Origin of the sequence: Plantactinospora sp. ZYX-F-223, assembly GCF_039649625.1 — a bacterium.
Classification (GTDB): Bacteria; Actinomycetota; Actinomycetes; order Mycobacteriales; family Micromonosporaceae; genus Plantactinospora.
Genome location: NZ_JBDJAV010000011.1, coordinates 77218 through 100487, shown reverse-complemented (window position 1 = coordinate 100487; position 23270 = coordinate 77218). Strand labels below are relative to the sequence as shown.

Sequence of the window (23270 nt, the reverse complement as noted above, 5' to 3'; positions counted from 1 at the left end):
GTGCGCCTGACCCGCCGCGGCATCGTCGTGCTCGCCGTCGCGGTGCCGCTGCTCGCCTTCGGGCTCTGGGGCGGTTACCCGATGCTGCGGGCGCTGGGTGCGGTCCTGCTCGGCGCCGTGCTGGCCGCCGTCCTGCTCACCGCGCGCCGCCGGCCGGTCGAGGTGCGCCGCTCGGTCTACCCCGAACGGGTCGAGCGGGGCAGACCCGCGCTGGCCAGCCTGCGGGTCCGCAATCCGGGCGGTGGTCGGCGGAGTGGATTCGTGGCCACCGACGCGGCCGGGGGAGCGACCCGGACCGTCCGGGTACGGGCCCTGGCGGCCGGTGCCGAGGTGGTCCACCACTACCAGGTGCCGACCGCCGTGCGCGGCAGGCTGACCGTGGGCCCGCTGACGCTGCACGGGGTGGATCCGTTCGGGCTGGCCCGCGGCGAGCCGCACGTCGGGGAGTCGGCGACCCTGTGGGTGCACCCCCGGCAGTTCCCGGCGCGGGCGCCGATGGCCGGCTACCCCCGGCACCACCACGAGGGCCCCACCGACGGCGCGTTGCGGGGTTCGGCACAGCTCCTGGACGTCCGGGAGTACGTCCCCGGCGACGAGGTACGGCACCTGCACTGGAAGGCGACCGCCCGGACGGGGCGGTTGATGGTTCGCGACCTGGCCGATCCGGAACAGCCGAGGTTCACCCTGTTGCTCGACACCCGCCCCGCCCCGCTCACGGCCGCCGAGTTCGAGGAAGCGGTGGACCTGGCGGCGTCCCTGCTCGGCGCCACCGCCCGGGCGGGACACCATACCCGCCTGGTCACCTCGGCCGGTCTCGACCTCGCCGTTGCCGGCGGGGCACCCGCGGCGCGCCGGCTGCTCGACGAGCTGTGCGCCCTGGGCCGGGACGACGTACGCGCGGCCGACCTGGTGCCGCCGTCGCTGGCCACGAGCGGCCCGGCCGGCGGCTGCCTGGTGGCGGTCACCGCCGGGGAGACGCCGCCCGCCGCGGTGACCGCGTTGTGGCACCGGTTTCCGATGATCGTGGTCATCGTCCTGGGCCGGACCGGGGACGGTTCCGGGCCGCCGTCCGGCGAAAGTCCTGCCGAGCCGGAGCCGGCGCGCCGCCGGCCCGACGCGGCGACCTGGATCCGGGTCCTGCACGCGGACAGCGCCGAAGAGGCGGTACGCCGGTGGAACGAGACGCTCGGATGAGCCCGCCACTCCGGGCCGTACCCGCCACGTGCGTGGTACTCGCGGCCGTCGTCGTGGGGATGCTCTTCGCACCGGTCTTCGGCGTGCCCGCGCTGCTGTTCCCGATCGGTGTACCGGCGCTGGCGGTGCTGCTGACCACGCTGGCCTGTGCCCGGCGCAAGGCCCTGCTGCCCTGGCGCCCGCTGCTGCTGGCGGTCGTCGGCCTGCTGGCCGTCGTCGAGACGGTGCTCCGGTCGACGACGGTGGCCGGGCTGCCCACCGGGCGGACGTTGCGCGCCCTGGCCGCCGGCGTCACCGGCTCCTGGCAGCTCGCCCTCCAGTCGACCTGGCCGGCCCGGCCGGATCCCGAGCTGCTGCTGTTCGTCCCGCTGCTGGTGGTGCTCGCCGGTGTGCTCGGGGTCGAGCTGCTGGACCGGCCGGGCAGCCCGTTGCTGGCCCTCGCACCGAGTTTCGCCGTCGCCCTCCTCAGCCAGTTCTACGCCCCGCTGCCACCCGGCCCGGCGGTCGCCGCCGCGCTCGGCTACGCCGCGGTCGCAGGAGTCCTGCTTGCCACCGGCGGCGGGACGGAGTCCGACCGTGCCGGGCCACCGAGGTCCGGCCCTCGCCCGATCCGGAGCGCCGGCCACCGGCGCGGAGGCCGAATCGTTGCTGCCTGGGGCACGGCTGCGGCCCTGCTGCCGCGCATCGTCCCGGCGGTGGCCCTGGCCGGGGTGGCGGTGATGCTGGCCGGGCTGTTGCCGCCGACCGTGCCGCCGCGATACTCGCTGGGCGCGGACCGGACGGCCCCGCTCGCCGAGACCCGGGTGGCCAGCCCGTTGGACGAGATCGCGTACCGGCTCGCCCACCCCGGTACCGCCGTGTTCCGGGTGAGCGGCGGCGAGGGCGTGGACCGGTGGCCGTTGGTGGTGCTCGAAGGCTTCGACGGGGTGAACTGGCACCCCGGCGGGCGGTACCGGCGGCTCGGTATCGAGCTGCGGCCGGGCCCCGCGGTGACCGTACCGGTGCATGCCCGGTCCGCCGAGATCGAGATCGACGCGTACGCCGCCGGTGCCGGCCCGTGGTTGCCGAGCCAGACCTGGCCCGCCGGGGTACGCGATGTCGATCCGCTGGTCGAGGAGGACCACGGAACGCTGCTGCTGCCCGGATCCGACGGCGCGGCACGGTACACGTTGAGCTGGTGGCAGCCGGCGGTCGACGCCGAGGCGCTCGCGGGTGCCGCGATCGACCCGGTCGCCCCGGGCGGGCTCGGCGGCGTCGGCCCGGTGCCGTCCGGGGTGGCCGAACTCGCCGAGCGGGCGACCGGCGGGTTGCGCCCGTCCTTCCAGGCTGCCCTGGTGCTGGAACGCTTCTTGCGGGAGAACTACCGGCTGGCCACCGGGCAGGACCTGCCCACCGGGCACTCCTGGCCACAGCTGGCCGACTTCCTGTTGCAGGCCAGGCGGGGCACGACCGAACAGTTCGCCGCCGCGTACGTGGCGCTGGCGCGGATCCGGGGCATCCCGGCGCGCCTGGTCGTCGGCTTCCGCGCACCGACCAGTCCCGACCCGGACGGGCGGTACACGGTCCGCAACGGCGACGTACTCGCCTGGCCTGAGGTCGCCGTGCAGGGGATCGGCTGGGTACCGCTGGATCCGGCGGGCGGGTCGTCGGCCGGGGGCGCCGCGTCCGGTGCCGGGCTGTCCGCCGCCGCAGCACAGGTACGGGCGCAGCTCCCCGCACCGGAGGAGCTCCGTGACCCATCGGTCGCGCTCCAGCAGGCCGCCGTGGAGCGACCCGACAGTGCCGGCCTGCCGGGCACCGCGGCGTGGCGCCTGCTGCTCGCCGCCCCGGTGGTGCTGCTGGCGGTGTGGATCGTCGGGGTACCCGCGGCGACGGCCGGACGGGCCTGGCGCCGCCGGCGCCGCCCGGGTACCGGTGCGGTGGTGGGCGCCTGGGAGGAGGTCCGGGACCGACTTCGCGCACACGGTGTCCTGATGTCGGCCGGGATGACGGTACGCGACCTGGCGACCAGCGCGACCGCCGTCGCCGATCGATCCACCGTGACCGCCATCCGCGAGCTGGCCGCCATCGTGGACCGGGCGCTGTGGGCGCCGGCCGCGCCGGGGGAGCGGGACGGTCGCCAGGCGTGGGCGGCGGTGCGGGCGGTACGTCGTGGACTGGCCCGGCGCGGTTGGCGGGCCCGACTCCGGGCGCTGCTCGACCCGCGTGCGCTGCTGCCACCCCGCTGACCCGTCTCACTTCACGCAGCTGGCACCACGGATCGGCTTCGGCTCGCTCTCGTACACCTGGTTGCCGTCGGTGCCCTGGATCGCGAAGCAGTACCGGCGTACCGGATCCACGGGTACCCGGTAGGTGGTCTTCCGCTGCGCCAGTATCGTCCGGTTCGGCTCGCCCTCGGCCGCGACGATCACGGCGAAGTTCAGCGGCTCGTTGCTCTGCCAGGACAGCTCCACGAAGTTGCCGTGATCGGCGGGATCGGCCAGTTCCAGCCGTACCACCCGGGCCGGGCTGCTCGCCGCGCCGACCACCCCGACCCCCGCCGGGGCCGGTGGGACGGTGAGCTCGCCGGGCCGGTTCAGCAGGAGCGGTACGGCGACCGCCGCGAGCAGCGCCAACCCGCCGACCCCGATCAGCAGGGATCGGGTACGGGTGGCGCGCCGGAGCCGTTTCTCCGAACCGAAGACGAGGATCGGCTCCCCGTGCGGGCGTGGGGCCGCAGGGCTGGAGACCTCTGCTCCGGGACCCGGCGTCTTGGCTGCGGTCTCCGGCGGTCCCGCCGTCCGGTCGGGTGGTTCGACTCCGGGGCTGGGCGGTCCCGCCACGGTTGCCGGTGGTGCTGGCACGGTTGCCGGTGGTGCTGCGACGGTTGCCGGTGGTGCTGGCACGGTTGCCGGTGGTGCTGGCACGGTTGCCGGTGGTTCCGTCGGCCGGACCGATGGCGCCGTGGGTTCGGGCGGTTCCGCTCCAGGGGCCGGTGATTTCTCCACTGTCGGCGCTGGCGGTGCCGGCTCCACCGGGCCTGGCGTGGCAAAATCGTCAAACCCCAACTGCTCCGCAGGCTCCGCTCGGTGTTCCGGGCCCGGCGACGGTCGGCCCGTGGGCTCTGGCGGTGTCGGCTCGGGCGGGCTCGACGTGGCGAAGTCGTCGAACCCGCGCTGCTTCGCGGGCTCCGGTCGGTGATCCGGGCCCGGCGACGGATGGTCCGTGGATTCTGGCTGATGGTCGGCAGGCGGTGGCTGGTCCGCCGGTGCGACCCGCACCCGCAGCGCGTCCAGGCGCGCGGCCACCGCCGACGCGGAGACCGGGCGGTCCGCCGGGTCCGTCGCCAGGAGCGCCGCGACCACCTGCACCAGTTCCGGCGGCATCCCGGGGCGATCGAGCGGTGGCACCGCGTTGCCGAGCACGCGCAACAGGCGTTCTTCCGGCCGCTCACCGGGCGGACCCTGATGCGGGGAGCGGCCGGACAGGGCCAGGTAGAGCACCACGCCGAGGCCGTAGAGGTCGGATCGCTCGTCGGCCGTGCCGTCCCGGACGGTTTCCGGCGGCAGGAGGTCCGCGGTCCGCAGGGGATCGCGGGGAAACGCGTGGCGCAACGTGAGGCCGAAGTCGGACAGCACCGGCTCGCCGGAGGGCCGGAACAGCACGTTCCCGGGGACGACCCCGCCGTGGACGAGCCCCGCGCCGTGGGCGGCTGCCAGCGCCGTCGCGAGGACGGTCCCCAGCACCAGGGTATCGGCCACGGAGAGCGGGCCGAACGAGTCGAGCAGTTCCGGCAACGACTGTGCACACAGCTCCATCCGCAGGGCACAGCGGCCGTCCGGGCGCTCCTCGACGCGGTCGGCGACGAGGACCGGGGCGTGCGCGCGTAGGGCGGAGAGCCGGGCCAGTTCGCGGCTCAGCTCCGCCCGGGTGCGCCGGTCGATCCGGCCGGGGAAGACCTTCAGCGCGAACGCCTCACCGGCCGTGGCGTGTACGCCCGCCCACACCGTGGCCACCGGACCATCACCCAGCGGGACCAGCTCGCCGTCGTGGGGATCGGTCGTCATGCGGTGGTCGTCCTCTCCGGCCCGAGCTTCGCTGGCTGCCGTGCCGGTGCCACTGTGGGTCGTCTCATTCATGCTAGGCAACGGGGGTTCCGGCCCGGCGTGGGGCGGCATCTTGCTGCCGTGGGACGGGAACGAGCCGAGAGCGGCTCCGGGCCAGGCCAGGTCAGGCACTCGCCGCCCGTACGTCCGCGGCGGTCACCGTACGCAACTCGGTCACGTCCGGCACCCGCCCGAGCGCGCGCAGCCGCTGTGACTGCGCCTTGCGTACCCCTTCGAAGAGCCGGCGGGCGTCCCGGGCGTTCCCGAAGTTGGGGTCGCGCGATACCCGGTCGAAGTAGTCCAGCAGCACCGGGCGTGCGTCGTCGTCCATCAGGTAGTCGCCCTGGGCGACCATCCTGCCGATGATCTGGAGGAGGTCCTCCGGAGTGTAGTTCTCGAACTCGATGGTCTTGGAGAACCGCGAGGCCAGGCCGGGGTTGACGGCGAGGAAATCGGTCATCTCCCCGGTGTAGCCGGCGACGATCACCGCGACGTCGTCCCGGTGGTCCTCCATCAGCTTGACCAGGGTGTCGATCACCTCCTGGCCGAAGTCGCCCCCGGAGCCGGCCTGCCTGGACAGGGTGTACGCCTCGTCGATGAAGAGCACCCCGCCCTTGGCCGCCTCGAACACCTGCGTGGTCTTCTCCGCGGTGTGCCCGATGTACTGGCCGACCAGATCGCGCCGGGAGACCTCGCGGAACTGGCCGCGGGCGAGGACGCCGAGCGCCTTGAGTAGTTTTCCGTAGGTGCGGGCCACCGTGGTCTTCCCGGTGCCGGGTGCCCCGGCGAAGATGAGGTGGTGGCTGACGCCGCCCACCGGCAGCCCCGCCTTGCGGCGCCACTCGTTGACCTGGATCTCGTCCACCAGCCCCCGGACCTCCGCCTTCACCGCGGCCAGGCCGACCATGCCGTCGAGCTCGGCGAGGAGGTCGTCGAGCCCGACGTCGCCGGTGGCGGCGGGGCGTCGTACGGGTTCGGTCACCGTCGGCGTGGCGCCCTCGGCGATCTCGACGCTCGGCTCGGCGGTGTTGTCCAGCTGGCACTCCTCGACAGAGCCGGCGCAGCCGGGGCCGAACGCGATCCCGACGCCCTGCACGTTCCGCACCCGGGTACGGCGTACGACGGGTCGGCTCTGGTGCGCCACCGCGATGCCCGGGCCCGTCGTACCGGAGATGTCGCAGCCCTCGATGACCGGGCGGGCGTACTGGTAGACGTAGATGCCGCGCTGCCCACAGTCGGAGATGGTGCAGTTGCGGATCTCCGGGTCAGCACCGAGCCCGACCACCACACCGTCGCTGGCCACGTCCTCAACCGAGCTGTCGTCGACCCGGCCGGACGAGCTCTCCACCACGATGCCCTGGGCCGAGCCGGAGATGGTGCATCGGCGCACCGCGAACCGGGGGCAGCCCCGTACGCTGATCGCCGGGCCCACCCGGGCGCTGATCGTGCACCGGTCGACCGTCAGGTGCGCGTTCTCCACCTGGATGGCGGCGACGCTCGCGCGCACCTCGACCCCTTCCAGGGTCAACGACCCGCCCCGTACGGCCAGCACCGGCCAGTCGCCGCCAGAGCCGTCCAGGACCACTGTCGCACCGTCGACCGCCCGCACCGTCAGCGAGCGGTCGAGCAGCTCGAACGTCTCCGGATAGCTGCCGTCGGCGACCGAGACGACACCCCCGTCCGGTACGTCGCGCAGCGCCGCCCCGATTGTCTGGTACGCGCCGTGCCGCCCGGGCGCGACCAGTAGCGTCCGGGGGCCGGACCCGGGCCGGGTTGGGTGGGGGCCGTCGTTTACGGCAGGTGCGGTCACGTCAGAAACACTCCGATCGGAAGCGAGGCGGCCACGCCACGGGACTGCGTGCCGTCGAGTCGAGCGGGACGTACACCGCAGGCCGTGGCGCGTACCACCGTGGTGGCAAGTGCCGTCTCGATGGCGGTCTCGCTGGTCGCGGCGATGCGCAGCACGGCGCCCACCCGTGGCCCGCCGTCACCGGACCGGGCGGCGAGCGTCACCGTGACGGCGACGCCGGTGAGCGCCGTGAGCAGCTCGCCGACCAACCGCCGCGCCTGCGAGTCGGCGAGGCGGTGCCAGCCCCGCAGCTCGAAGGCGGCCTGACAGACGGGCCCGGTGCGCCAGAACCGCCAGTCCTCGCGTACCTGGTTGCGTCCCCCGGTGACATGGGCCAGCCCGGCGAGCATCGCGAACGCCGCCTCCTCGGCCAGCGGCTCGGTCGGTACGCCCGCACGGCCGAGCATGCGCCGCATCCGGCGCATGGCGTTGCGCAGGACCAGTGCCAGCTCGTCGTCGCCGGGAACGTCGACGCCGCGGGTGGCGTGTACGGCCAGCCACACCTTCGCCGGGACGTCCCGGCGGACTCCGGCGTGGTACACCGTCTGGACGCCCAACGCACGCTGCTGCCCGTCGACGAGCGGAACCAGTGCCGCAGGCGTGGGCAACCGGTCGACCAGACCCGTGCCGCCGTCGTGCGGTTGCATCACGGCGGTCAGGCCACCGCGGTGGCTGGCGGTCATGGCCAACCCGTGACCGGTCTCGACGGCCTGTACCGCGCAGTTCGGGATCAGCAGGTCCAGCAGCGCCGGGGTCTTCCCGGCGTCTTCGGGCAGGTCGCGGCGCCGGGTACGGGACAGGTAGCCGACGGCCAGCGCGCCGTGCTCGTAGAGCCAGCGACCGCCGATCCGTACGGTGGTCAGCGCGACCAGTACCGCCGCACCGACCGCCACGCAGACCAGCACCGGCACCGGCTGGCGGACGGCGAGCGCCACGGCCAGCACGGCGACCTGCCAGCAGACGACCTGGGTCAGGTTGAGATGGGCGAGAAACTCCCGTCTCCGGCTGCCGTCCGGTGCCGTCTCCGGCGGCGGTCCGGCGGCGACCGTCGTGGGGTTCGGCGCGCGCGCCGGGGTCGCCCGGGCTGGGACCAGAGGCTGGGCGTCCGGGACCGACTGGGTGGTCCGACCGGTGGCCTGTTGGGCGGCCGTGGTCTGGCCGGTGGCCTGTTGAGCGGCCGTGGTCTGGCTGGCTGCCTGTCGGCTGGCCGTGGCCTGGCCGGTGGCCTGTTGGGCGGCCGTGGTCTGGCTGGCTGCCTGTCGGCTGGCCGTGGCCTGGCCGGTGGCTTGTTGGGCGGCTGCCACGGTGAGCCGCGCGGTCCCGGGGGCGACCCGTGCCGGGTCGGCGGGCGTGGCCTGGCCGGCGCCCGGCGGCCCGGCGGTCCGGGCGGGCGCCGGGACCGTTGCCCCGGGGGCGGCGCCCCGGTCAGTGGCGCCCCGGTCAGCGGCGGCCATGGCTGACCTCCCGCCCCGCCGGTTCACCCGCTGTCCGTACCGGGCGGGTCGCGTCGCGCTGCGATGCGCCGCCTGAGCTACTGCCGGCTGACGAGTTGCCGCCTGAGCTACTGCCGGCGGTCGTGGCCAGCGTGGCTATCACCAGGGGAGAGCGCACGGGGTCCTCACTCTGTCCGTCGCGGCCGGGTCGACGCGTTCGCGCCACCGCCGTACACGATCGGACGGGAGACATGAGGTTTCCATGACGCCCGATCCGCCGCGCGAGCTATCCAGAGTCGGACGTCCCGCCGTGGGCAGCCCGGCAGCGTCGTGCGCGTCCGGATGCCGATCTGCCCCGCAGGTCCTGAGCCTGTCGTTCACGCTCCGTGTTGGCTACCTCCGGTGACGTGCGGAGGGCACCATGCCCTATCGGGCTATCCGAACCGGGCCGCGATGTCACGGTAGGTGTCGCGGACGGCTTCGAGGCGGTGCCGACGGAATCGGCCTGGCCCGGCTGCGTAGATCTCGCGACCCCGGCCGCTCCACAACGCCTCCGCCGGCACCGCGTCGGCACCCGCCGGGACGAACTTCAGCACCTCGGAAAGGGCCGAGGCCGCGGTGAGCAGATCGATCCGGGCGCTCTGGCGATCCTCGGCGCCCACCCCGCTGGGCTGGGCCGGCGCGCCGCGGGCGAGCGCGTCCGCCAGCCACAGCCACTCGCCCGCGTCCAACAGCTCGGACGGCCGATCGTCGCCGAACCGCAGGTCCTCGTCGCCGGGCAGCAGGATCTCGTCGGGAATCCGGAACGTGAACTCGCGGGCCGTGCCGCACGACGGGCAACTGCCGGTGTACCGGCTGGCCAGGTCACCCTCGGCCTCGACGACCGAACTGGCTGGTTCGAAGCCGCTCTCCCCACAGGATTCACACGGGTGCAGCTCCATGTAGAGGTGCGCCTCCGCGCTCGTCCGGGCCAGCCGCAACGCCATGCCGCCCATGCTATGGCACCCGCCTCTCAGTACGCCTCGTCGAGGAAGCCCGCGTCGGAGCAGACCAGCAGATGCAGCCGGCGGAGCAGGTGGGGCAGCAACTCGTCGGCCCCGGTCACGGTGGGATCGTCGTCGTCGCGCGGATCCTCGTACGCCGGGGCGAGGGCTTCGCAGGCGTCCCACAGGGTAGGGGTGACCGGTGCCCACCGCCAGATGTCGTGGGCCAGGTTGTCGACGAGAATCCACGGCCCGTCGGGTCCACCGATGCCGTAACGGCCGTGCCAGCCGAGTCGCATGCCGTGCCCGTGGAGCATGCTGTTCCACCGATACGACCGCGCCATGGCAGCGGCCTCGGCCGGGTCGTCGGGATCGACGACGAGCAGCAGCCGGCGCTCGGCGAGTTGGGCGACGGCCCGGTCGAGGCGGGCCGGGGTCAGCCACGGCGCCGGCTCGGCGATCTGGGCTGGCTCGGCGATGTGGGCCGGCTCGGCGATCTGGGCCGGGGTCCAGGGCTGTGGTGCGCCGACGACGGTGTGGGCGAGCAGCCAGAGGGTGTACGGGTCGCCGCCCGGCAGCGGGTGGATCTGACCGGCGACGCGTACCCGGTGCGGGCCGGCGAGGGGGTCGGAGGCTCCGACGGTCGGCCCGAGGTAGTGGCCGACGGGGAACATCAGCGGCGCTGTCCTGGTGGGCATGTCACTCCGATCCCGGAGCGGCGGGCACGGCAAGGTCGAGGCAGGCCGCCCCGGCGGAGGTGAGCGTGTCGAGCCGGTCCCGCAAGGCGAGGAGGACCGCGTACGGGTCGATCAGGGTCGGTTCGGTGGCCGTGACGGCGAACCTGCGGCAGGCGTCCCACAGCGACGGCTGGCCGCCCGCTTCGACCCACAGTTCGTAGCCGAGCCGGTCCACGGTGACGACTGGTCGCCCGAACGTACCGATGCAGCAGTTGTCCGGATTCTCCGGGTTGGGCCCGAGCCCCGAGAGCAGCGGCAGCAGGCGGTAGGCGCGGGCGAACCCGATGGCGTCGTCCCAGGAGACCGGCACCAGCAGGCCGCGGCCGACCAGGGTGTCCAGGATGGATGGCCGGTGGCTCGGGTCGCCGGGTGCCGCCCAGGCCCTGGCCTCGGGCTCGGTGAGCCGCTCGATGTCGGGTCCGCGCCGGACCTCGTGATGCCACTGGCCCTCCTCGGCGGGAAAGAGGCCCAGGTAGTGGCCGATCGCGACCAGTCCGGCGGTCGGCGTCGTCGCGACGAGTTGCCGTTCCTCACCGGCTTGACCGATGGCCCCGGAGGCCGCATCGCGGGCGTCGTGCACCGCGCTGTGCGCCGGCGCCAGCCCGGCGATCGCCTCTTGCGGTGTGCCTCCGTGCGGCATCGCTGCGGATGCCGTCGCCGCCGCGCGGGTCGACGTGGAGTGACGGCCCGGGCCGGTCAGCCCTCGTGCTCGATCGGCGCCGGTCATCAATGAACCTTTTTCCACCTCCCCTTGCGGTCCGCCGGACCGCAAGGTCGGACGCGGTGCGTGAGCGCCGCGCGGTCCAGGCTGAAAAAGGTTCAACGCATGCGGCTCGGCGTTGATCTTCTCGATATTCGACACGTAGCCAGCTTCTCCCCAGAATCCGGAGCCGTTTCCGGTCGACGGTGCAGGTGCGGTGCGGCGGGTTTCTTTGGCGGCGTTGGCGGCCAGGACCGGAAACCAAGTCTTGGACCGCCTTGGACTGTGCCCGGGGCCGGGTGGTTCTCCGCGGGGTCCGCGAAGAAACTACGACGGACGACCGAGGCGGAGGGTGCGTTGGCGGGCTATGTGGAAGGCGCGTACCGCCTCGGAAACGGCGACCGCACCCTCGCGATCCCAGATGGTGTCGTCGCCGAACTCCAAACCGGAGACCAGCAGGACGGGACTGCCGGCGATGTCGACATTCTCGGCGGTGAACTCGTACTCGCGGGTCTCTCCGTCGTCGTCGACCACGCTGAGGGTGTAGGTCGAGTCGTCCTTTACCGCCATGCCGGTCAGCCGCCAGCGGGCCGGGGGTAGGTTGTCCGTCATTCTTTGAACACCGCGTTTCCGTTCCAGTACTTGAGGAATTCGTCAAGGTCCATAGCGTATGACGAACCGCCGCCCCACGGGTCGCGAATCATGATCCGCCCGTCGGCGCGTACCCCGTCAACCACGACCGCGTGTCCGATGGAGTTGAGCGGGTCCTTGAGTTCCGCGCCCCAGGGTGCGCGTTGGTTGAGTAGGTGCAACACGTCGGGGCCGACGTATCCGCCGCGCCAGTCTGGGCCGAGCGCATTTGGCAGGCGGGCGATCGGCGCTGGCGCGCCGAGCGTATCGATGAGGTCATCCTGCGACTTTCCGGATAGCATCGCGCCGACAGCGGAGACACAGGAGGCATTGTTCTGCTGCGCTATCGCCCCGCCGGGCATTTCGTCGATGGTACGCCAATCCCCGCCGGCGCCGGCCATGGACGGTGTGGTACTGCCCTCGCTCGGGTCGCGGAAGACCAGGACGGTGGCACCGCCGAAGTCCGGCACGGTCAGGCGACCCGGACCACGATCGGCAAGCCAGGCATTGACGGCGCCGTGCAGTACCTCTGCCAGCCGGGCCGGGTCACCGATGACGGCGGGGTCGACGTAGAGCCGGTGCGGCCCCTTCGGCTGAGGTTCGAGCATGGCCACGCCGGCGTCGGACCCGTTGGAGCGGGGCCGGACCTCTAGCTCGAACGAGCCCTCCTGAGTGATGACCCGGACCCCACCGGACGGGGTGAGACGCAGATCGCGCAGGCCGCTCGGCGCCGCGACGTCTGCTGTGGACCAGCCCTTACGGGCCATCACGTCGAGCGCTTGGATCAGGTTGTATCTCACGGGCTTTTTCTGATGTTCCTTGTTCACCCAGTCGTGCAACGCGTCCCGCTTCGCGTTGTCCGACCAATCCTCACCGAATTCCTTGCGCAGCTCGGCAAGCTCCGTCTTGCTGTTCAGGTCCAGATTGAACCGGTGCCGAACGTCCTTGACCACGGCCTCCCACCGGGCGTCCGAACCAGCCTGGTCGGCCAGCAGGCCCAGAGACTCCAGCTGTAGCCGCAGATCTCCGCGCAGCATCTTGGGGGGCTGGCCGACGGGCACCCGCTGCTGACTCTGCTCCAGCGCCACGACCCGATCCAGGTCCCTGGCGATTTCCACCAGGCGGTTGACGGCCACCGAGTCCCTGCGACTCAGGCCCACGCCACCGGGGGGATTGTCCCCCGGCCGCAACGCCATGGCGCCGCTGGGATCCTCGGTGAGAAGGCGTCCAGCGCCGAGCGCCGCCCGGATCGTGCCCTCGGCGACCCTGCTGGCCAACGGCGCCCGCTCGTCATTCGGTACCGGTATCGGCGTGATCTTCTTGGCCGCGATGACGGCCTGCTCGGCCATCTTGGTCACGTCCTGCGCGATCTCCAGCGGAGTGAACGGGAGGCGTCTGGCCGCTTCGCCAAGCTGCCGGTCGGCATCGATCCGCTGCATGATCGGGGTGACCACGCGCATGACGCCCTCACCGAGGGCGTACGCGGCGGCGTAGGCGGCCGACCCGATCAGCCAGACCGTCTCACTGCCGACGGGAATGTCCGCCAGAAGTAGCGGACCGGCGGCGATCGCCGAGCCGACGAAGCCCGCGACGTGCTTCAGCGACTGCAATCGGACCGACTGCTCCTGCGGGATTTCGGCCGCTCGATCCCGCTGGATCTGCATGAGAATCGCCAGGCGTCCGGATGGCGGATCGGGGCGTTCCTCGCGCGGCGCGCGGCCGAGCAGCTCGTCGATCATCGCCCTGGACTCGATGAGCTGGTTCCAGGCTCTCGCGGCGGCCACTGCCGTCTTGTCGTCGGCCTCCCACGCCGACAGGTGCGTCCAGACCGCCCCGTAGGCGAGGCCGCGCCCGCCCTGTCCGAGCAGGTTCGCGAGCATCAGCTCCGGGGTGGTCTGATAACCGAGGTACAGCGATGGCGCCTGCATCGCCGCCTGTTGGAAGCCGACGCGCAGCGGGTTGACCGGAGCGGCCGCCTGCGCCTTCATCAGTAGATGGCGCAGCTCGTAGGTCTGGCCCGGCGCCGGCTTGAATCTCCATGCGTCGGAAACCCGCCCCACGGTGCGGTTCCACAGGGTCTTGGCTGGCTGGACGACTACCTTGCGGCGCCGGTGCAGGGCGTCGACCTTGTCCTTGACCTCGTCCCTGGATTCGTCGATCGCCGACTGGATGAGTGTGCGAGCTTCTTCCAGTTGCCTTTGCAGTTGCGCGTCGGGCGTCCGCTCCTCGTCGTGGAGCCTCCGAAGCAGGAAGTAGACGTTCTCCGCCCAGGTGTTGCGGACCGTGTCCGGCTCCAGCTTTTCCAGGTTGCCGTACTTGCCGGTCGCGCTCTTCTCGTGCGGATCGGCGGCCTTGTCGGCAACCGCCTGACTGAGCGACGCGGCAAGCATGAGTCCACCGCCGGTGCCGGCCCTGCTCAGGTCCCCGCCGACGAGCTGGATGACAAAAAACGTGGTCACGCTTGACGAAGCAGCATTCAAGACCCGCTTCTGGAGGTTGTCCTTGAACGGGTCGCCCGTACTGCGGGCGGGTGGTTGGCTCACCTTTCCCTCGTCGACCAGCTTGGCCTCGGGGTCGGCGACGAGCTGGACCTCGGGGAACGGCTTGCCGAGGTTACCGTCGGCGTAACTCTGGGCGATATTGCCGATCAGACCGGAGGACACGCTCGTCCACATGCCGACCGGGGCGCGCTCGAAGTCCACGCCGACCACCACGGTGTTGACGCCGCCGCCGACCTGCGAGACGAGCCGGCGGAACATGTGGGGCCAGTACGGCTTGCGCCCCTCCGGGCCCGCGGTCAGCGCCTTCTTGAGTCTTTTCCCCCGATGCCTGGCCGCGTCGCGCAGCTCGTCGCGGCGGTTCAGCGGGCCGGAATCGCGCAGCTTGTGAACGAGATGCGGCCGGCCCGGCATCGTCGCCTCGACGTACTGTTCGATCAAGAGCCGTTCGGCCGGAGTGGCACGGCCGTAGAACCATGTGAGCACCTCGAGCCGGGCACTGCGCGCCGCGACGCCGGCCAACCTTTCCGACTTCTCGTCGAGCGCCTCGCCCGGGGTGACCTGACGCGCGAGAACGTCGTATTCCGCCAGCGCGCCGGCGACCTCGGTGAGGATCGCCGCCTCGCTCGCGTCCGCTCGCACCTGCATCCGGTACCCGCCCGGGACGTTCCGGTCGGGCACGAGCCGTACGGCGAAGTCACGCTGGCCAGGCGCTGTGACCTCGACTGGAATCTGGTGGTAGGAGTCGTCGATGCGTATCCTCACCGCCGGATTCGGAACCTTCAGGTCACGGATTGCGGCACCACGGACATGGCCGGGCGTGAACTTCTCCTTTACTGCCATGTGGAGCGCCCGCTGCAGAGATTGCAGTGCGGCATCGCTCTTCCGCAGCGCGCCGGTGTCGAACATCCGCACCGGGATGATGGTCCGCTTCGCCTTGTCGAGCCAGCTGCGCAGTCCCTTGACTCGCTGCCGGGATCCGGGCTGGTCGCTGAGCAGGCCCGCCTCGGCGAGCTTCGCCACGACCTGGTCGGGTTTGCCTGTCCGTTGGGCCCGTTCGACGGCAGCGAGCAGCTCCCTATCCGCCGCCTGGTCGCCGCTGCGGGCGGTGTGCAGCAGGTCGTCGAGGCGACGCAGCGTCTCGACCGTCCACACCACCGCCTCGGTGACGGTTGCCTTCAGCTCCGCGTCGAGGTTCTCCGCGATGACCAGCCGGGCTTGGCGCGTCGTACCGGGGCCGGAGTCGACAACCGCCGCCAAGCGGGCACTCTCACCCGCAGGCAGCGCGCCGAGCTGCAGCTCTACGTCGATGTCACCGCCTTGGGTCCGCACCCGGACGACATACTGGTCGCCCGTATTGACCCGGCCGACCAGTGACGCATCGACCGCAGTCAAGCCGGCCTTGATGTCGTCTTTCGCGGAGCCGAACGCCTCGGCCAGCGTGGCCACCTCGGCCGGCGTGTTCACCCGCGACATCTGCGGGACGAAGGTGGGTGGCTCGAGCTGGGCCCGCAGTCGTTCGATGGCGTCCTGCGCCACCTTCGGGATGTTGGCCCGCCGGTCGAACACGACCTCGGCAGGGTCCATGAGCACGCGCCCGTCGGGGCCGCGTACGGGCAGCCCGTCCTGACCGGATCGCGGTTTCGGCGGGTTGACCGTGAACCCGGTCCCGCCGCCGTCTTCCCGTCGAGAGAACCGCACAGGCACGGGGGACCCGTCGCGGAGTTCGATGGTCCCGACCTCGCGGGTTCGCGCCAGCTGGTCCACCCGCCGCCCGGGCGAGCGCCACTCGGCATCGTGGCTCAGCAGTGGCCGGACCGCCGCGAACTCGTCGACGCCGAGGTTCAACAGGGTCAGCCGATGTTTGGCGTGCCGCGCGTCCGGGGCATTCGGATCCGGACGCCCGATGCCGAGGTGGTCGAGCAACAGACCCAACTCGACCTCGATGTCTTGCACGGCTCTCGCCGACGCTGCCTGCCCCGAGGCCGCCTTCGCCGAGGCCGCCTTCAGCTCCGCCACCAGGACCTTGACCTCGGCCCGGTGGCCCTCGTCGTGTGGACTGAGCTTTGCAAGCGACGGATCGGCCCCGGGCCGCAGCGCGTCGGGATGCGCCGGCCCCCCGGCCAGCGACCGCAGCTTCGCCTTGGCCCGGGACACGAAGCTCTCGTTCCGCAGGGCGGCGTCCTCGGCCAGCTCGTGGCTCACGATGCGGTTGACCCACCGCCTGCCCGCTGCTCCGCCGGCGGGCGGGCGGTCAGAGACCACGACATCGACAACGGGCTTGCCATCGACCACGACGTCGGTCCGGTGCGCTCGGGTGCCCCCGGGCGGAGTGCCCACGATGAACCGCATTGCCGGTCTGCCCGGCATCCACAGGGTTGCGGTGCGTTCCTTGTTGTTGACCTCCAGCGAACCGTGGTCCCGCAACGCCCGCTTCAGATGCCAGAACACCCGATGTGGCGCCGACTCACCGACGGCTGCGGGTGCCCCCGGCAACTCCGTGGCGGTATGGGAATTGTCCGCGTGCGGTCCGGAGTGCGCCGCGGCGGCGAGGTCCGGGAAGGCTCGCGAGAGCTCGTCGGACAGTTCGGCCCGCGCCGACTCCGGCGCCCTGGTGCTGGCCGGCTCACCGGCTTCGGGTCGGCCGTCGATCCCCTGGGGCGAATCTGGCCCGTGCGGATCTCGCCCTCCCGAACCCCGGGCCAGGACTGGATCCCGCCCCCCGCCGGCCAGGTCTTCTCTGCGGCCTCCCGGGTCAGGATTCGTCGTACCACCGCTCGGAAGGCGTGGACCTCCCGCCGGTCCGTCACCCGGAACGTCCGGTCGAACGTGTTGATGGCTCCGCGTGACGGCCGACGGCTGGCCGCCGTCGTGACCGATTAGGGCGTACCGTTCCGCCTCGACCGCCTGTTGTTCGGCCCACAGTGCCCGCGCCGACGCGGGGATCTGCGGGTCGTCCCACGAGATCGGCCGGTCATCGAGGATCAGCACCTCGGTGCGGACCGGCGACCCGACCCCGAGGAAATCCTCGACGGGCACCGTGTCGGGTGCGTTGCCCGCGACCGTCGTCTCCCGGCCCGTCTGCGGGTCGTAGCCGAGCACGACACGCCGGCCGTCCTGCGACCGGTCCAGCAACGCGTACCCGCGCTGTTGTCCATTGGAGTCGGTGACCACCAGGTACACCGCCCCGTCGGGTGCCGAACGACTCAGGGTGTCCAGCACGGTCCCGACGTCGGTGGCGAACACCTGCCGCGCCCGGTCGGGCGGAAGGTTCTCGAGTCCTTCGTGCAGCAGGGCGAACCGCGCCCCGGGCAGGCGCCGGGCAAGTTCGGTGCGTACGTCCCCACCACCGAACACCTGGGCGGCAAGGGCACCGGCCAGCACCCCGCGCGGGTCCTGCCCGTCGAGCATGGCGACCCGCACGAGGTTGCTGTCCGGATCCCGCCGCAGCCCGTGCCGCTCCAGTTCGGCGTCGAGCAGGCCGTCCAGCCGCTCGTACTCCTCGTCCAGGAACACGAATTGGTCGGGCCGGGCATGCCCCGCGTCGCCGAACTGGCCATCCTGGTCCGGGCCCGGACCGTTCGGACTGGTACCCGGCCCGTCCGTGCGGGTCGCCCCAGGGTCGGTCGGGCCGGGACCGGTCGGGTCGGGGTCGGTTGGCTCGCTTGGACGCGTCGGGCCGGGGTCGGTCGGGCCGGGACTGGTCGGGTCGGGGTCGGTCGGCTCGCTTGGACGCGTCGGGCCGGGGTCGGTCGGGCCGGGACTGGTCGGGTCGGGGTCGGTCGGCTCGCTTGGACGCGTCGGGCCGGGGTCGGTCGGGCCGGTTGGGTGTGCCGGGACGGACGGGCTGGCGCCGGCGACTGCCGGGGTGGTCGGGTCCTGGCCGGCGGCGCGACCGACCGGGGCGGGTGGACCGGCGAGCTGGGTATGCGTGGGGATCGTCTGCGGCGCCGAGGAGTCGACAGGCGGCACGGGGTCGACGGCCGGTGCCGCCGCCGCGAGCGCCCCGGCCGTCGCCGAACCGGCGGTGACGGGCGTACCGGGCAGGGCAGGCTGCGTCGGCTCGGGGCTGGTGGCCTCCGCGACGGGATCGGCCTGCCGGTCGCCGCCTTCGGGTGTCGGGTCGGCCGAGCTGTCGGCGGTGCTGCTCCGGCCCCGGCCGGTGCCGGACTCGGAGCCCGGGCTGTCGGGGTTGGCCGCCGGGCCGGTTGGTACGCCGGCCTGCGCTGCGCTCGGTGGCGCGGCGGCTCCGGGCGGTGCCGCCGTGGCCCCGCCGGTCCCGGCCGGGACGGTCGGACCGACCGAGGCGAGTCCTGTCGGTGGCCCGCTCGCGGCCGCCACGGCAGGACCCCTCGGATGCATGGCGGAGTACGCGATGGGGTGCACGGCGGTGTTGGCGGCCGGTGTGGTGATTGGCGCGGACGGGTTGGCCGCTGGCGTTCCGACGGGTGGTGAGCCGTCCGCAGACGATCCGTCCGCCGATGGCCCGGCCGCGGACGGGCCGCCTTCCGATGGGCCGGCCTCCGCTGCGCGGCCTTCCGGGGAGCCGCCCCCCGGTGGGCTGCCCGCTGACGGGCCGGCCTCCGCTCTGCCGTCCGCCGGTGCGTCGGTGGTCCCCGAGGTGCCGCTGGGCGCGACCGTCTCGGGCTGGCGCACGGCCTCCAGGTCGGAGGGTTGGGACGGGCGCACCGCCGGACCGGCAGCGGTCTCGGACTGCGTGGGGCCCGAGGAGCCGGATTCGGTTGTCCCGGCGTCGTTCGGCATCGAGTTCGGCATGCCAGCGCCCGGGGCAGTCGCCGGAGGAGCGGCGCCGGTCGCGGGCGGCGCGCTCTGCTCCTGCTGGTTGGTGCCCGGTCCAACCGAGCCCGCATCGCTCACCGGCGGCGTCACGACCTGCTCGGGCGGTCCCACCGCCGCGTCGGGCGTTGTCACAGCCTGGCCGGCCGGTGTCACAGTCTGGCCGGGTGAGGAGGGAGCCGTGGCCGGGTCCGGCAGCGGCGCCGCGGGCTGATTGATCGGTGGGTTCCCGTCGACGGGCACCGGCGATCCGGTCCCAACGGCGGGCCCGGTCGTGGGCGTCGAGCCGAGCTGGTTCAGCTGCATCCCGGCATGCAGGGTGTTGGCGGCGCCCGCACCCATGAGTCCGGCGCTCAACCCACCGTCCCGTACGGCGGTGACGTAGCCGTTGATGTCCCCGAGGGCCGCCCAATCGCCGTTCACGGCCTTGTCGGCGGCGTAGCTGGCCGTCGGTGAGGTGAGGCCGTTGTTGACGATCGCCTCGGCGGCGATCGCCGGATGGCTGGCAAGCGGCGCGGGGACGCCGACTCGGCCGAGCCCCCGCTGTACGGCCTCGATGATCTCGCCGGTGGCCACCCTCCGGAGGGCGTCCCCGGCCACCTCCCCGCCGGCGCCGGCAATGCCCGAGATCAAGAGGTCCTTGCCACTGAACTGGTCGCGGTGCCCCGTGGCCATACTGACGAGCTGTGTCGTGGTGTTGTTGCCCATCTCGGAACCGGCCCCGAGAACGGCCTGCGTGAGGAGATGCTTTGCCACTTGCAGGGGCCCGCCGGCCGCCATCTGCCCGGCCCTTTCCGCGATCAACGTCGCCAGGCGTCCGGCAACCCGCGACACCACCGCGGGGCCACCGCCGATGGGGAGCAGGGCGACGAACAGCGCCGCGCTGGCGCCGATCTCGATCCAGATGCTGATCTTCGTCTCGATGATCGTCCGGCCGTACTCGCGGGCGCCCTTGGCCAGTTCCCGCAGGACCTGTAGGAACGGGAGAAACTCGGCGGCGAGGACACGCACAGTTTCCGCGAACTTGAATCCGTCCACGTCCACCCAGACCGTGGGCAGCTGACCGGCGATCGCCTGAATGTCGGCGGCGGCTCGCTCGACCACTCCGGCGGCAGCCTCCAGGGTGTCCGCGAGTGCGTACGCCTGGGTCTCGCCGTCCTGCGGCCACGGGTTGGCCAGCGCCTTGACCTCTGCCCACAACCCGCTCGGGTCGGGCGGCTCGGGGATGTCCATGGCGTGGCCCGCCGACCGCTACGACTGGTCCGCTCGGGGCACGTCCCTGATGACCTGCTCGGTTTCCGCCTTGGTGATCTCGTAGCGGTCCACGGCGAGATGGCCCGTCTCCCCCCGTCGCTCGACCTTGCCGATCAGCAGGTCGATGTCGACCGCGAGCTGCTCCGCCACCGGGTCGAACGACTCGCGGAAGCTCCGGCCCAGCCGGTCCTTGCCGAGTTGGCCGGCCTGGGATTCGATCCCAGCCTCAGCGCTGGTCCAGCCGGCCCGGAGCGTGGCGGCCACTTGGCTGAGCACCTGCATCACCGCCCGGGTCGACCCGATGTCCATGCCGATGCCGTCGCCGGTCACTCCCGCCATAGCCGCCGACTCCTCTCCGCCTCGCCGTCGAGCAGCCGCAGAGCCGGGTCGAACAAGGGGTCCACCCCCTCGTCGGTCCCGGCACCGGTCACCCGCCCGGCGATCCGGGCCGCGTCCTGGGCCGCCGCCTCGGCCGCGTCCCGGATGGTCCCGGCGATGCTTCCGGCCAGGGCCGTTGAGTCCGGCTCGCGGTAGATTCGTGGATCCAGTTCGAGGTCGATCAGCTCACCCCGGCCGCCGACCGTGACGGTGACCAGCCCGTCCGCCGAGTAGGCGGTGATGCGGATCTTGTCGATCCCCTCGCGCATCGCCAGCAGATCCTCGGTCAGCCGTGCGTACTCGGCGAGCCGCGCGGACAGCTCGCCAACTGAGATGTCCAACCTGGCCTCCCCACGTGGTCCACACCCGATAAGCAGCATGTCGCGGCCCCGGCCGCTCCGGATGACACTGACCTGTTCCGGTCACGGATGGCCAGGACCCGGAGCGCGGTCGGAGCATGCATCATCGTGAAGAGACCCACCGCCGTTCTCCTGGCCATCGCGGTGGCGGTGGCCGTGCCCTCGGTCTCGGCCGGGCCCGCGTCGGCCGCGCCGCCGGCCGGCGCCTGCCGGGACCCGGAGCCCGGGCGGTCGGCCATCACCGACCTGCCGTGGGCGCAGCAGTTGCTCGACCTGCCGGGGGCCTGGCGGCACAGCACGGGTGCCGGCGTCGTCGTTGCGGTGGTCGACTCCGGAGTGGACGCGGACCATCCGCAGTTGCGCGGGCGGGTGCTGCCCGGTCGGGACTTCTTCCTCGTCGGCGACCTGCGGGGCAACTTCGACTGCGTCTCGCACGGCACCGCGGTCGGCTCCATCATCGCCGCCGGGCCGGCGGGCGGGGTCGGCTTTCGCGGGGTCGCGCCCGGCGCGCGGATCCTGCCGGTCCGGATCACCGACCGCGAACTCAACGACCAGGGCGAGCCGAGCCCGATCGATCCCGCCGCGGTCGCCCGGGGCATCCGGTACGCCGCCGACCACGGCGCCAAGGTGATCAATCTGTCGCTCTCCGGCTACGGCGACTTCCGCGCGGTACGCAACGCCGTCCGCTACGCGCAGTCCAAGGACGCCCTGCTGGTCGCGGCGGTGGGCAACCGGCAGGACATCGGGCCGACGGCGTCGTTTCCGGCGGCCTATCCCGGAGTACTCGGAGTCGGCGCGATCGACATCGCCGGTGCCCGCTCATCAGGCTCCCAGGTCGGCGACTACGTGGACCTGGTGGCGCCGGGCACGCGGGTGGTCGGCGCGACCAGGGCGCGTGGACACACCTATCACGACGGCACCAGCTTCGCCGCACCGTTCGTCGCCGGCGCCGCCGCTCTGGTGCGTTCGGCCTGGCCCAAACTGACCGCGGAACAGACGGCCCAGCGGCTCATGGCGACCGCCGCACCGGCCCGGGGCGGCCGGGCCAGCCGGGAGTTCGGTGCTGGCGTCGTCGACCCGTACCGGGCGGTGACGGAGGGGCTCTCCGAGCGCGACCCGCTCGCGATGCCCGAGGTGGTGCTCCCCGCGCCGGATCCGGACGCGGTCCGCGTCGCCGCCTGGTGGGACCGGACGAGCGCCAGCGCGAAGCTCGGTGCGGGCGCGGGTGCGCTGGCTCTCGCGCTGGCCGCGGTCCTGGCCTGGGCGCTGCCGCGGGGCCGGCGCCGCCGTTGGCTGCCGGGGCGGGCGGAGCTGCTGCCGGCCGCCCCGCCCCGCGACGAGCCACCGGAGGAGATCTTCCTGTTTCCGCCGCCCCCCGTCGAGGAGCGGACGATCCGGAGCTGACCTGCTCCGCCGCACCCTTGGCCCGGGGGCGGCACCCTTGCCCGGACCCTTGGCGGGGCGGTGGACACCCGTGGGCGGGGCGGTGGACCCCTTGCCGGGGGCTGGGTGCGGAAACGCATGTCGCGGGGTCGGCCTCGGCGCAGCGGCCCCGGGATAGCCGGGCCCGCTGCGCCGAGCTGGTGTCCGCGCCGATCAGGTGTCCGGGATCAACCTGCTGACTTCCGCCAGAGTGCCCTGGTAGAGCTGGTTCGCCCGGTCGACGGCGACCCCCAGCATGACGAGAAATTCGTTGTTCAACCGGTCGAAGTTCAGCGCCGCAGTGGTGACCTCGTTGAATTTGGCGCCGGCCATGTCCGGCCAGTCCTCCACGAGCTGGCCGATGACGGACGACCAGGTGTCGTGTTCGCCGTCGAAACCGGCGCCGGTCGTGGCGATGCCTTGCCGGAGGTGGTCAAGAGCCCCGAATTCGGCTCTGATCCAGTCGGTCATGTGCCGAGTCCTTTCTGCTAGGTCCGGACTATCAATCGGCGACCGGGCCGCCGAGGTTACCGCCGAACGGCGCGGCCCCGCCGCCGGGCTGCGTCGCCCTCATCAGCCCTATCGCTTCGAGGTTGGTGTTGTTGTACTCGCCGCTGCCCTTCTGCAGGGCGACCGACTGCTCGCGGAGTTTGCGGACGCAGTCGTCGCCGGCCGCGCGCCACTCCGTGTGCTTGTCCTTGAAGGCCTGGTCTGCGCCTCCCCGCCATGTCGCGATCACCTCCGCCACGATCGCCTCCAACCTGTCGATGTACGACGCCATGGAATCGGCGACGACGCTGGTGGACTGCGACGCGGAATCTAACCCTGGTGTTCTACCGGCAAGCATGCTCATCGGCTGCTCCTTCTTGCTGATGCCGGGTGCTGGTGAGCCGGGTCGGCCCGGGCCGCGGGTGCGGCCCCCGGTGTCGACGCTAGGGGGCCCCGGTCGAC

At 72.6% G+C, this 23270-nt stretch carries 16 protein-coding genes; 4 read left to right on the top strand and 12 right to left on the bottom strand.

Annotated features, from left to right (window positions below):
• A complete protein-coding gene (locus tag AAH979_RS13580; RefSeq protein ID WP_346258525.1) occupies positions 1–1194 on the top strand; it encodes a DUF58 domain-containing protein in 1194 nt (397 codons plus the stop codon).
• Positions 1191–3422 (top strand): transglutaminase-like domain-containing protein, encoded by a 2232-nt coding sequence (locus tag AAH979_RS13575; RefSeq protein ID WP_346258430.1) that lies wholly within the window; start codon positions 1191–1193, stop codon positions 3420–3422. Before AAH979_RS13580 ends, AAH979_RS13575 begins: the two co-directional genes overlap by 4 nt.
• Before the next feature lie 6 nt (positions 3423–3428).
• Here the strand turns inward: AAH979_RS13575 and AAH979_RS13570 are convergent, their stop codons facing one another.
• The 8 genes from AAH979_RS13570 to AAH979_RS13535 form a co-directional block, all read right to left on the bottom strand.
• Entirely contained in the window at positions 3429–5240 is a 1812-nt protein-coding gene (locus AAH979_RS13570; RefSeq protein ID WP_346258429.1) for a protein kinase, read from the bottom strand.
• Positions 5241–5403: 163 nt separating this feature from the next.
• Positions 5404–7089 (bottom strand): right-handed parallel beta-helix repeat-containing protein, encoded by a 1686-nt coding sequence (locus AAH979_RS13565; protein ID WP_346258428.1) that lies wholly within the window; start codon positions 7087–7089, stop codon positions 5404–5406.
• Positions 7086–8582 (bottom strand): hypothetical protein, encoded by a 1497-nt coding sequence (locus tag AAH979_RS13560; protein ID WP_346258427.1) that lies wholly within the window; start codon positions 8580–8582, stop codon positions 7086–7088. Before AAH979_RS13560 ends, AAH979_RS13565 begins: the two co-directional genes overlap by 4 nt.
• Positions 8583–8995: 413 nt before the next feature.
• Complete coding sequence (locus tag AAH979_RS13555; protein ID WP_346258426.1) at positions 8996–9547, bottom strand: hypothetical protein; 552 nt, start codon at positions 9545–9547, stop codon at positions 8996–8998.
• A 26-nt stretch (positions 9548–9573) separates the two neighbouring features.
• Positions 9574–10242 carry a hypothetical protein gene (locus AAH979_RS13550; RefSeq protein ID WP_346258425.1) on the bottom strand — a complete coding sequence of 223 codons (669 nt, stop codon included), beginning with the start codon at positions 10240–10242 and terminating at the stop codon, positions 9574–9576.
• Position 10243: 1 nt separating this feature from the next.
• Positions 10244–10921, bottom strand: coding sequence for a DUF6244 family protein (locus AAH979_RS13545; RefSeq protein WP_346258424.1), 678 nt, complete (start codon positions 10919–10921; stop codon positions 10244–10246).
• Between the two features lie 387 nt (positions 10922–11308).
• Entirely contained in the window at positions 11309–11593 is a 285-nt protein-coding gene (locus AAH979_RS13540) for a hypothetical protein (RefSeq protein WP_346258423.1), read from the bottom strand.
• Complete coding sequence (locus AAH979_RS13535; protein WP_346258422.1) at positions 11590–17625, bottom strand: papain-like cysteine protease family protein; 6036 nt, start codon at positions 17623–17625, stop codon at positions 11590–11592. Before AAH979_RS13535 ends, AAH979_RS13540 begins: the two co-directional genes overlap by 4 nt.
• Before the next feature lie 1779 nt (positions 17626–19404).
• Between AAH979_RS13535 and AAH979_RS13530 the strand changes: the two genes are divergently transcribed.
• Positions 19405–19884, top strand: coding sequence for a hypothetical protein (locus tag AAH979_RS13530; protein WP_346258421.1), 480 nt, complete (start codon positions 19405–19407; stop codon positions 19882–19884).
• Positions 19885–20157: 273 nt separating this feature from the next.
• Here AAH979_RS13530 and AAH979_RS13525 read toward each other — a convergent pair whose 3' ends face one another.
• Together AAH979_RS13525 and AAH979_RS13520 are read right to left on the bottom strand one after the other, a co-directional pair.
• On the bottom strand, positions 20158–20499 hold the full coding sequence (locus tag AAH979_RS13525) for a hypothetical protein (RefSeq protein ID WP_346258420.1): 342 nt from the start codon (positions 20497–20499) through the stop codon (positions 20158–20160).
• Complete coding sequence (locus AAH979_RS13520) at positions 20487–20879, bottom strand: YbaB/EbfC family nucleoid-associated protein (RefSeq protein ID WP_346258419.1); 393 nt, start codon at positions 20877–20879, stop codon at positions 20487–20489. Before AAH979_RS13520 ends, AAH979_RS13525 begins: the two co-directional genes overlap by 13 nt.
• A 126-nt stretch (positions 20880–21005) precedes the next feature.
• On the opposite strand from AAH979_RS13520, the gene mycP reads away from it, so the two are divergent.
• On the top strand, positions 21006–22301 hold the full coding sequence (gene mycP / locus AAH979_RS13515; RefSeq protein ID WP_346258418.1) for a type VII secretion-associated serine protease mycosin: 1296 nt from the start codon (positions 21006–21008) through the stop codon (positions 22299–22301).
• A gap of 192 nt (positions 22302–22493) precedes the next feature.
• Here the strand turns inward: mycP and AAH979_RS13510 are convergent, their stop codons facing one another.
• Both AAH979_RS13510 and AAH979_RS13505 read right to left on the bottom strand, forming a co-directional pair.
• On the bottom strand, positions 22494–22790 hold the full coding sequence (locus AAH979_RS13510) for a hypothetical protein (protein ID WP_346258417.1): 297 nt from the start codon (positions 22788–22790) through the stop codon (positions 22494–22496).
• 31 nt (positions 22791–22821) lie between these two features.
• Positions 22822–23172, bottom strand: coding sequence for a WXG100 family type VII secretion target (locus AAH979_RS13505; RefSeq protein ID WP_346258416.1), 351 nt, complete (start codon positions 23170–23172; stop codon positions 22822–22824).
• Positions 23173–23270: the final 98 nt, after the last annotated feature.

What these genes read in the sequence shown, in the direction of transcription:
- AAH979_RS13540 (WP_346258423.1), bottom strand. Translation starts at nt 11,593, where the DNA reads ATGACGGACAACCTACCCCCGGCCCGCTGGCGGCTGACCGGCATGGCG.
- AAH979_RS13510 (WP_346258417.1), bottom strand. Translation starts at nt 22,790, where the DNA reads ATGACCGACTGGATCAGAGCCGAATTCGGGGCTCTTGACCACCTCCGG.
- AAH979_RS13530 (WP_346258421.1), top strand. Translation starts at nt 19,405, where the DNA reads ATGGCTGGCAAGCGGCGCGGGGACGCCGACTCGGCCGAGCCCCCGCTG.
- AAH979_RS13575 (WP_346258430.1), top strand. Translation starts at nt 1,191, where the DNA reads ATGAGCCCGCCACTCCGGGCCGTACCCGCCACGTGCGTGGTACTCGCG.
- AAH979_RS13560 (WP_346258427.1), bottom strand. Translation starts at nt 8,582, where the DNA reads ATGGCCGCCGCTGACCGGGGCGCCACTGACCGGGGCGCCGCCCCCGGG.
- AAH979_RS13570 (WP_346258429.1), bottom strand. Translation starts at nt 5,240, where the DNA reads ATGACGACCGATCCCCACGACGGCGAGCTGGTCCCGCTGGGTGATGGT.
- AAH979_RS13550 (WP_346258425.1), bottom strand. Translation starts at nt 10,242, where the DNA reads ATGCCCACCAGGACAGCGCCGCTGATGTTCCCCGTCGGCCACTACCTC.
- AAH979_RS13545 (WP_346258424.1), bottom strand. Translation starts at nt 10,921, where the DNA reads ATGCCGCACGGAGGCACACCGCAAGAGGCGATCGCCGGGCTGGCGCCG.
- AAH979_RS13505 (WP_346258416.1), bottom strand. Translation starts at nt 23,172, where the DNA reads ATGAGCATGCTTGCCGGTAGAACACCAGGGTTAGATTCCGCGTCGCAG.
- AAH979_RS13555 (WP_346258426.1), bottom strand. Translation starts at nt 9,547, where the DNA reads ATGGCGTTGCGGCTGGCCCGGACGAGCGCGGAGGCGCACCTCTACATG.
- AAH979_RS13525 (WP_346258420.1), bottom strand. Translation starts at nt 20,499, where the DNA reads ATGGCGGGAGTGACCGGCGACGGCATCGGCATGGACATCGGGTCGACC.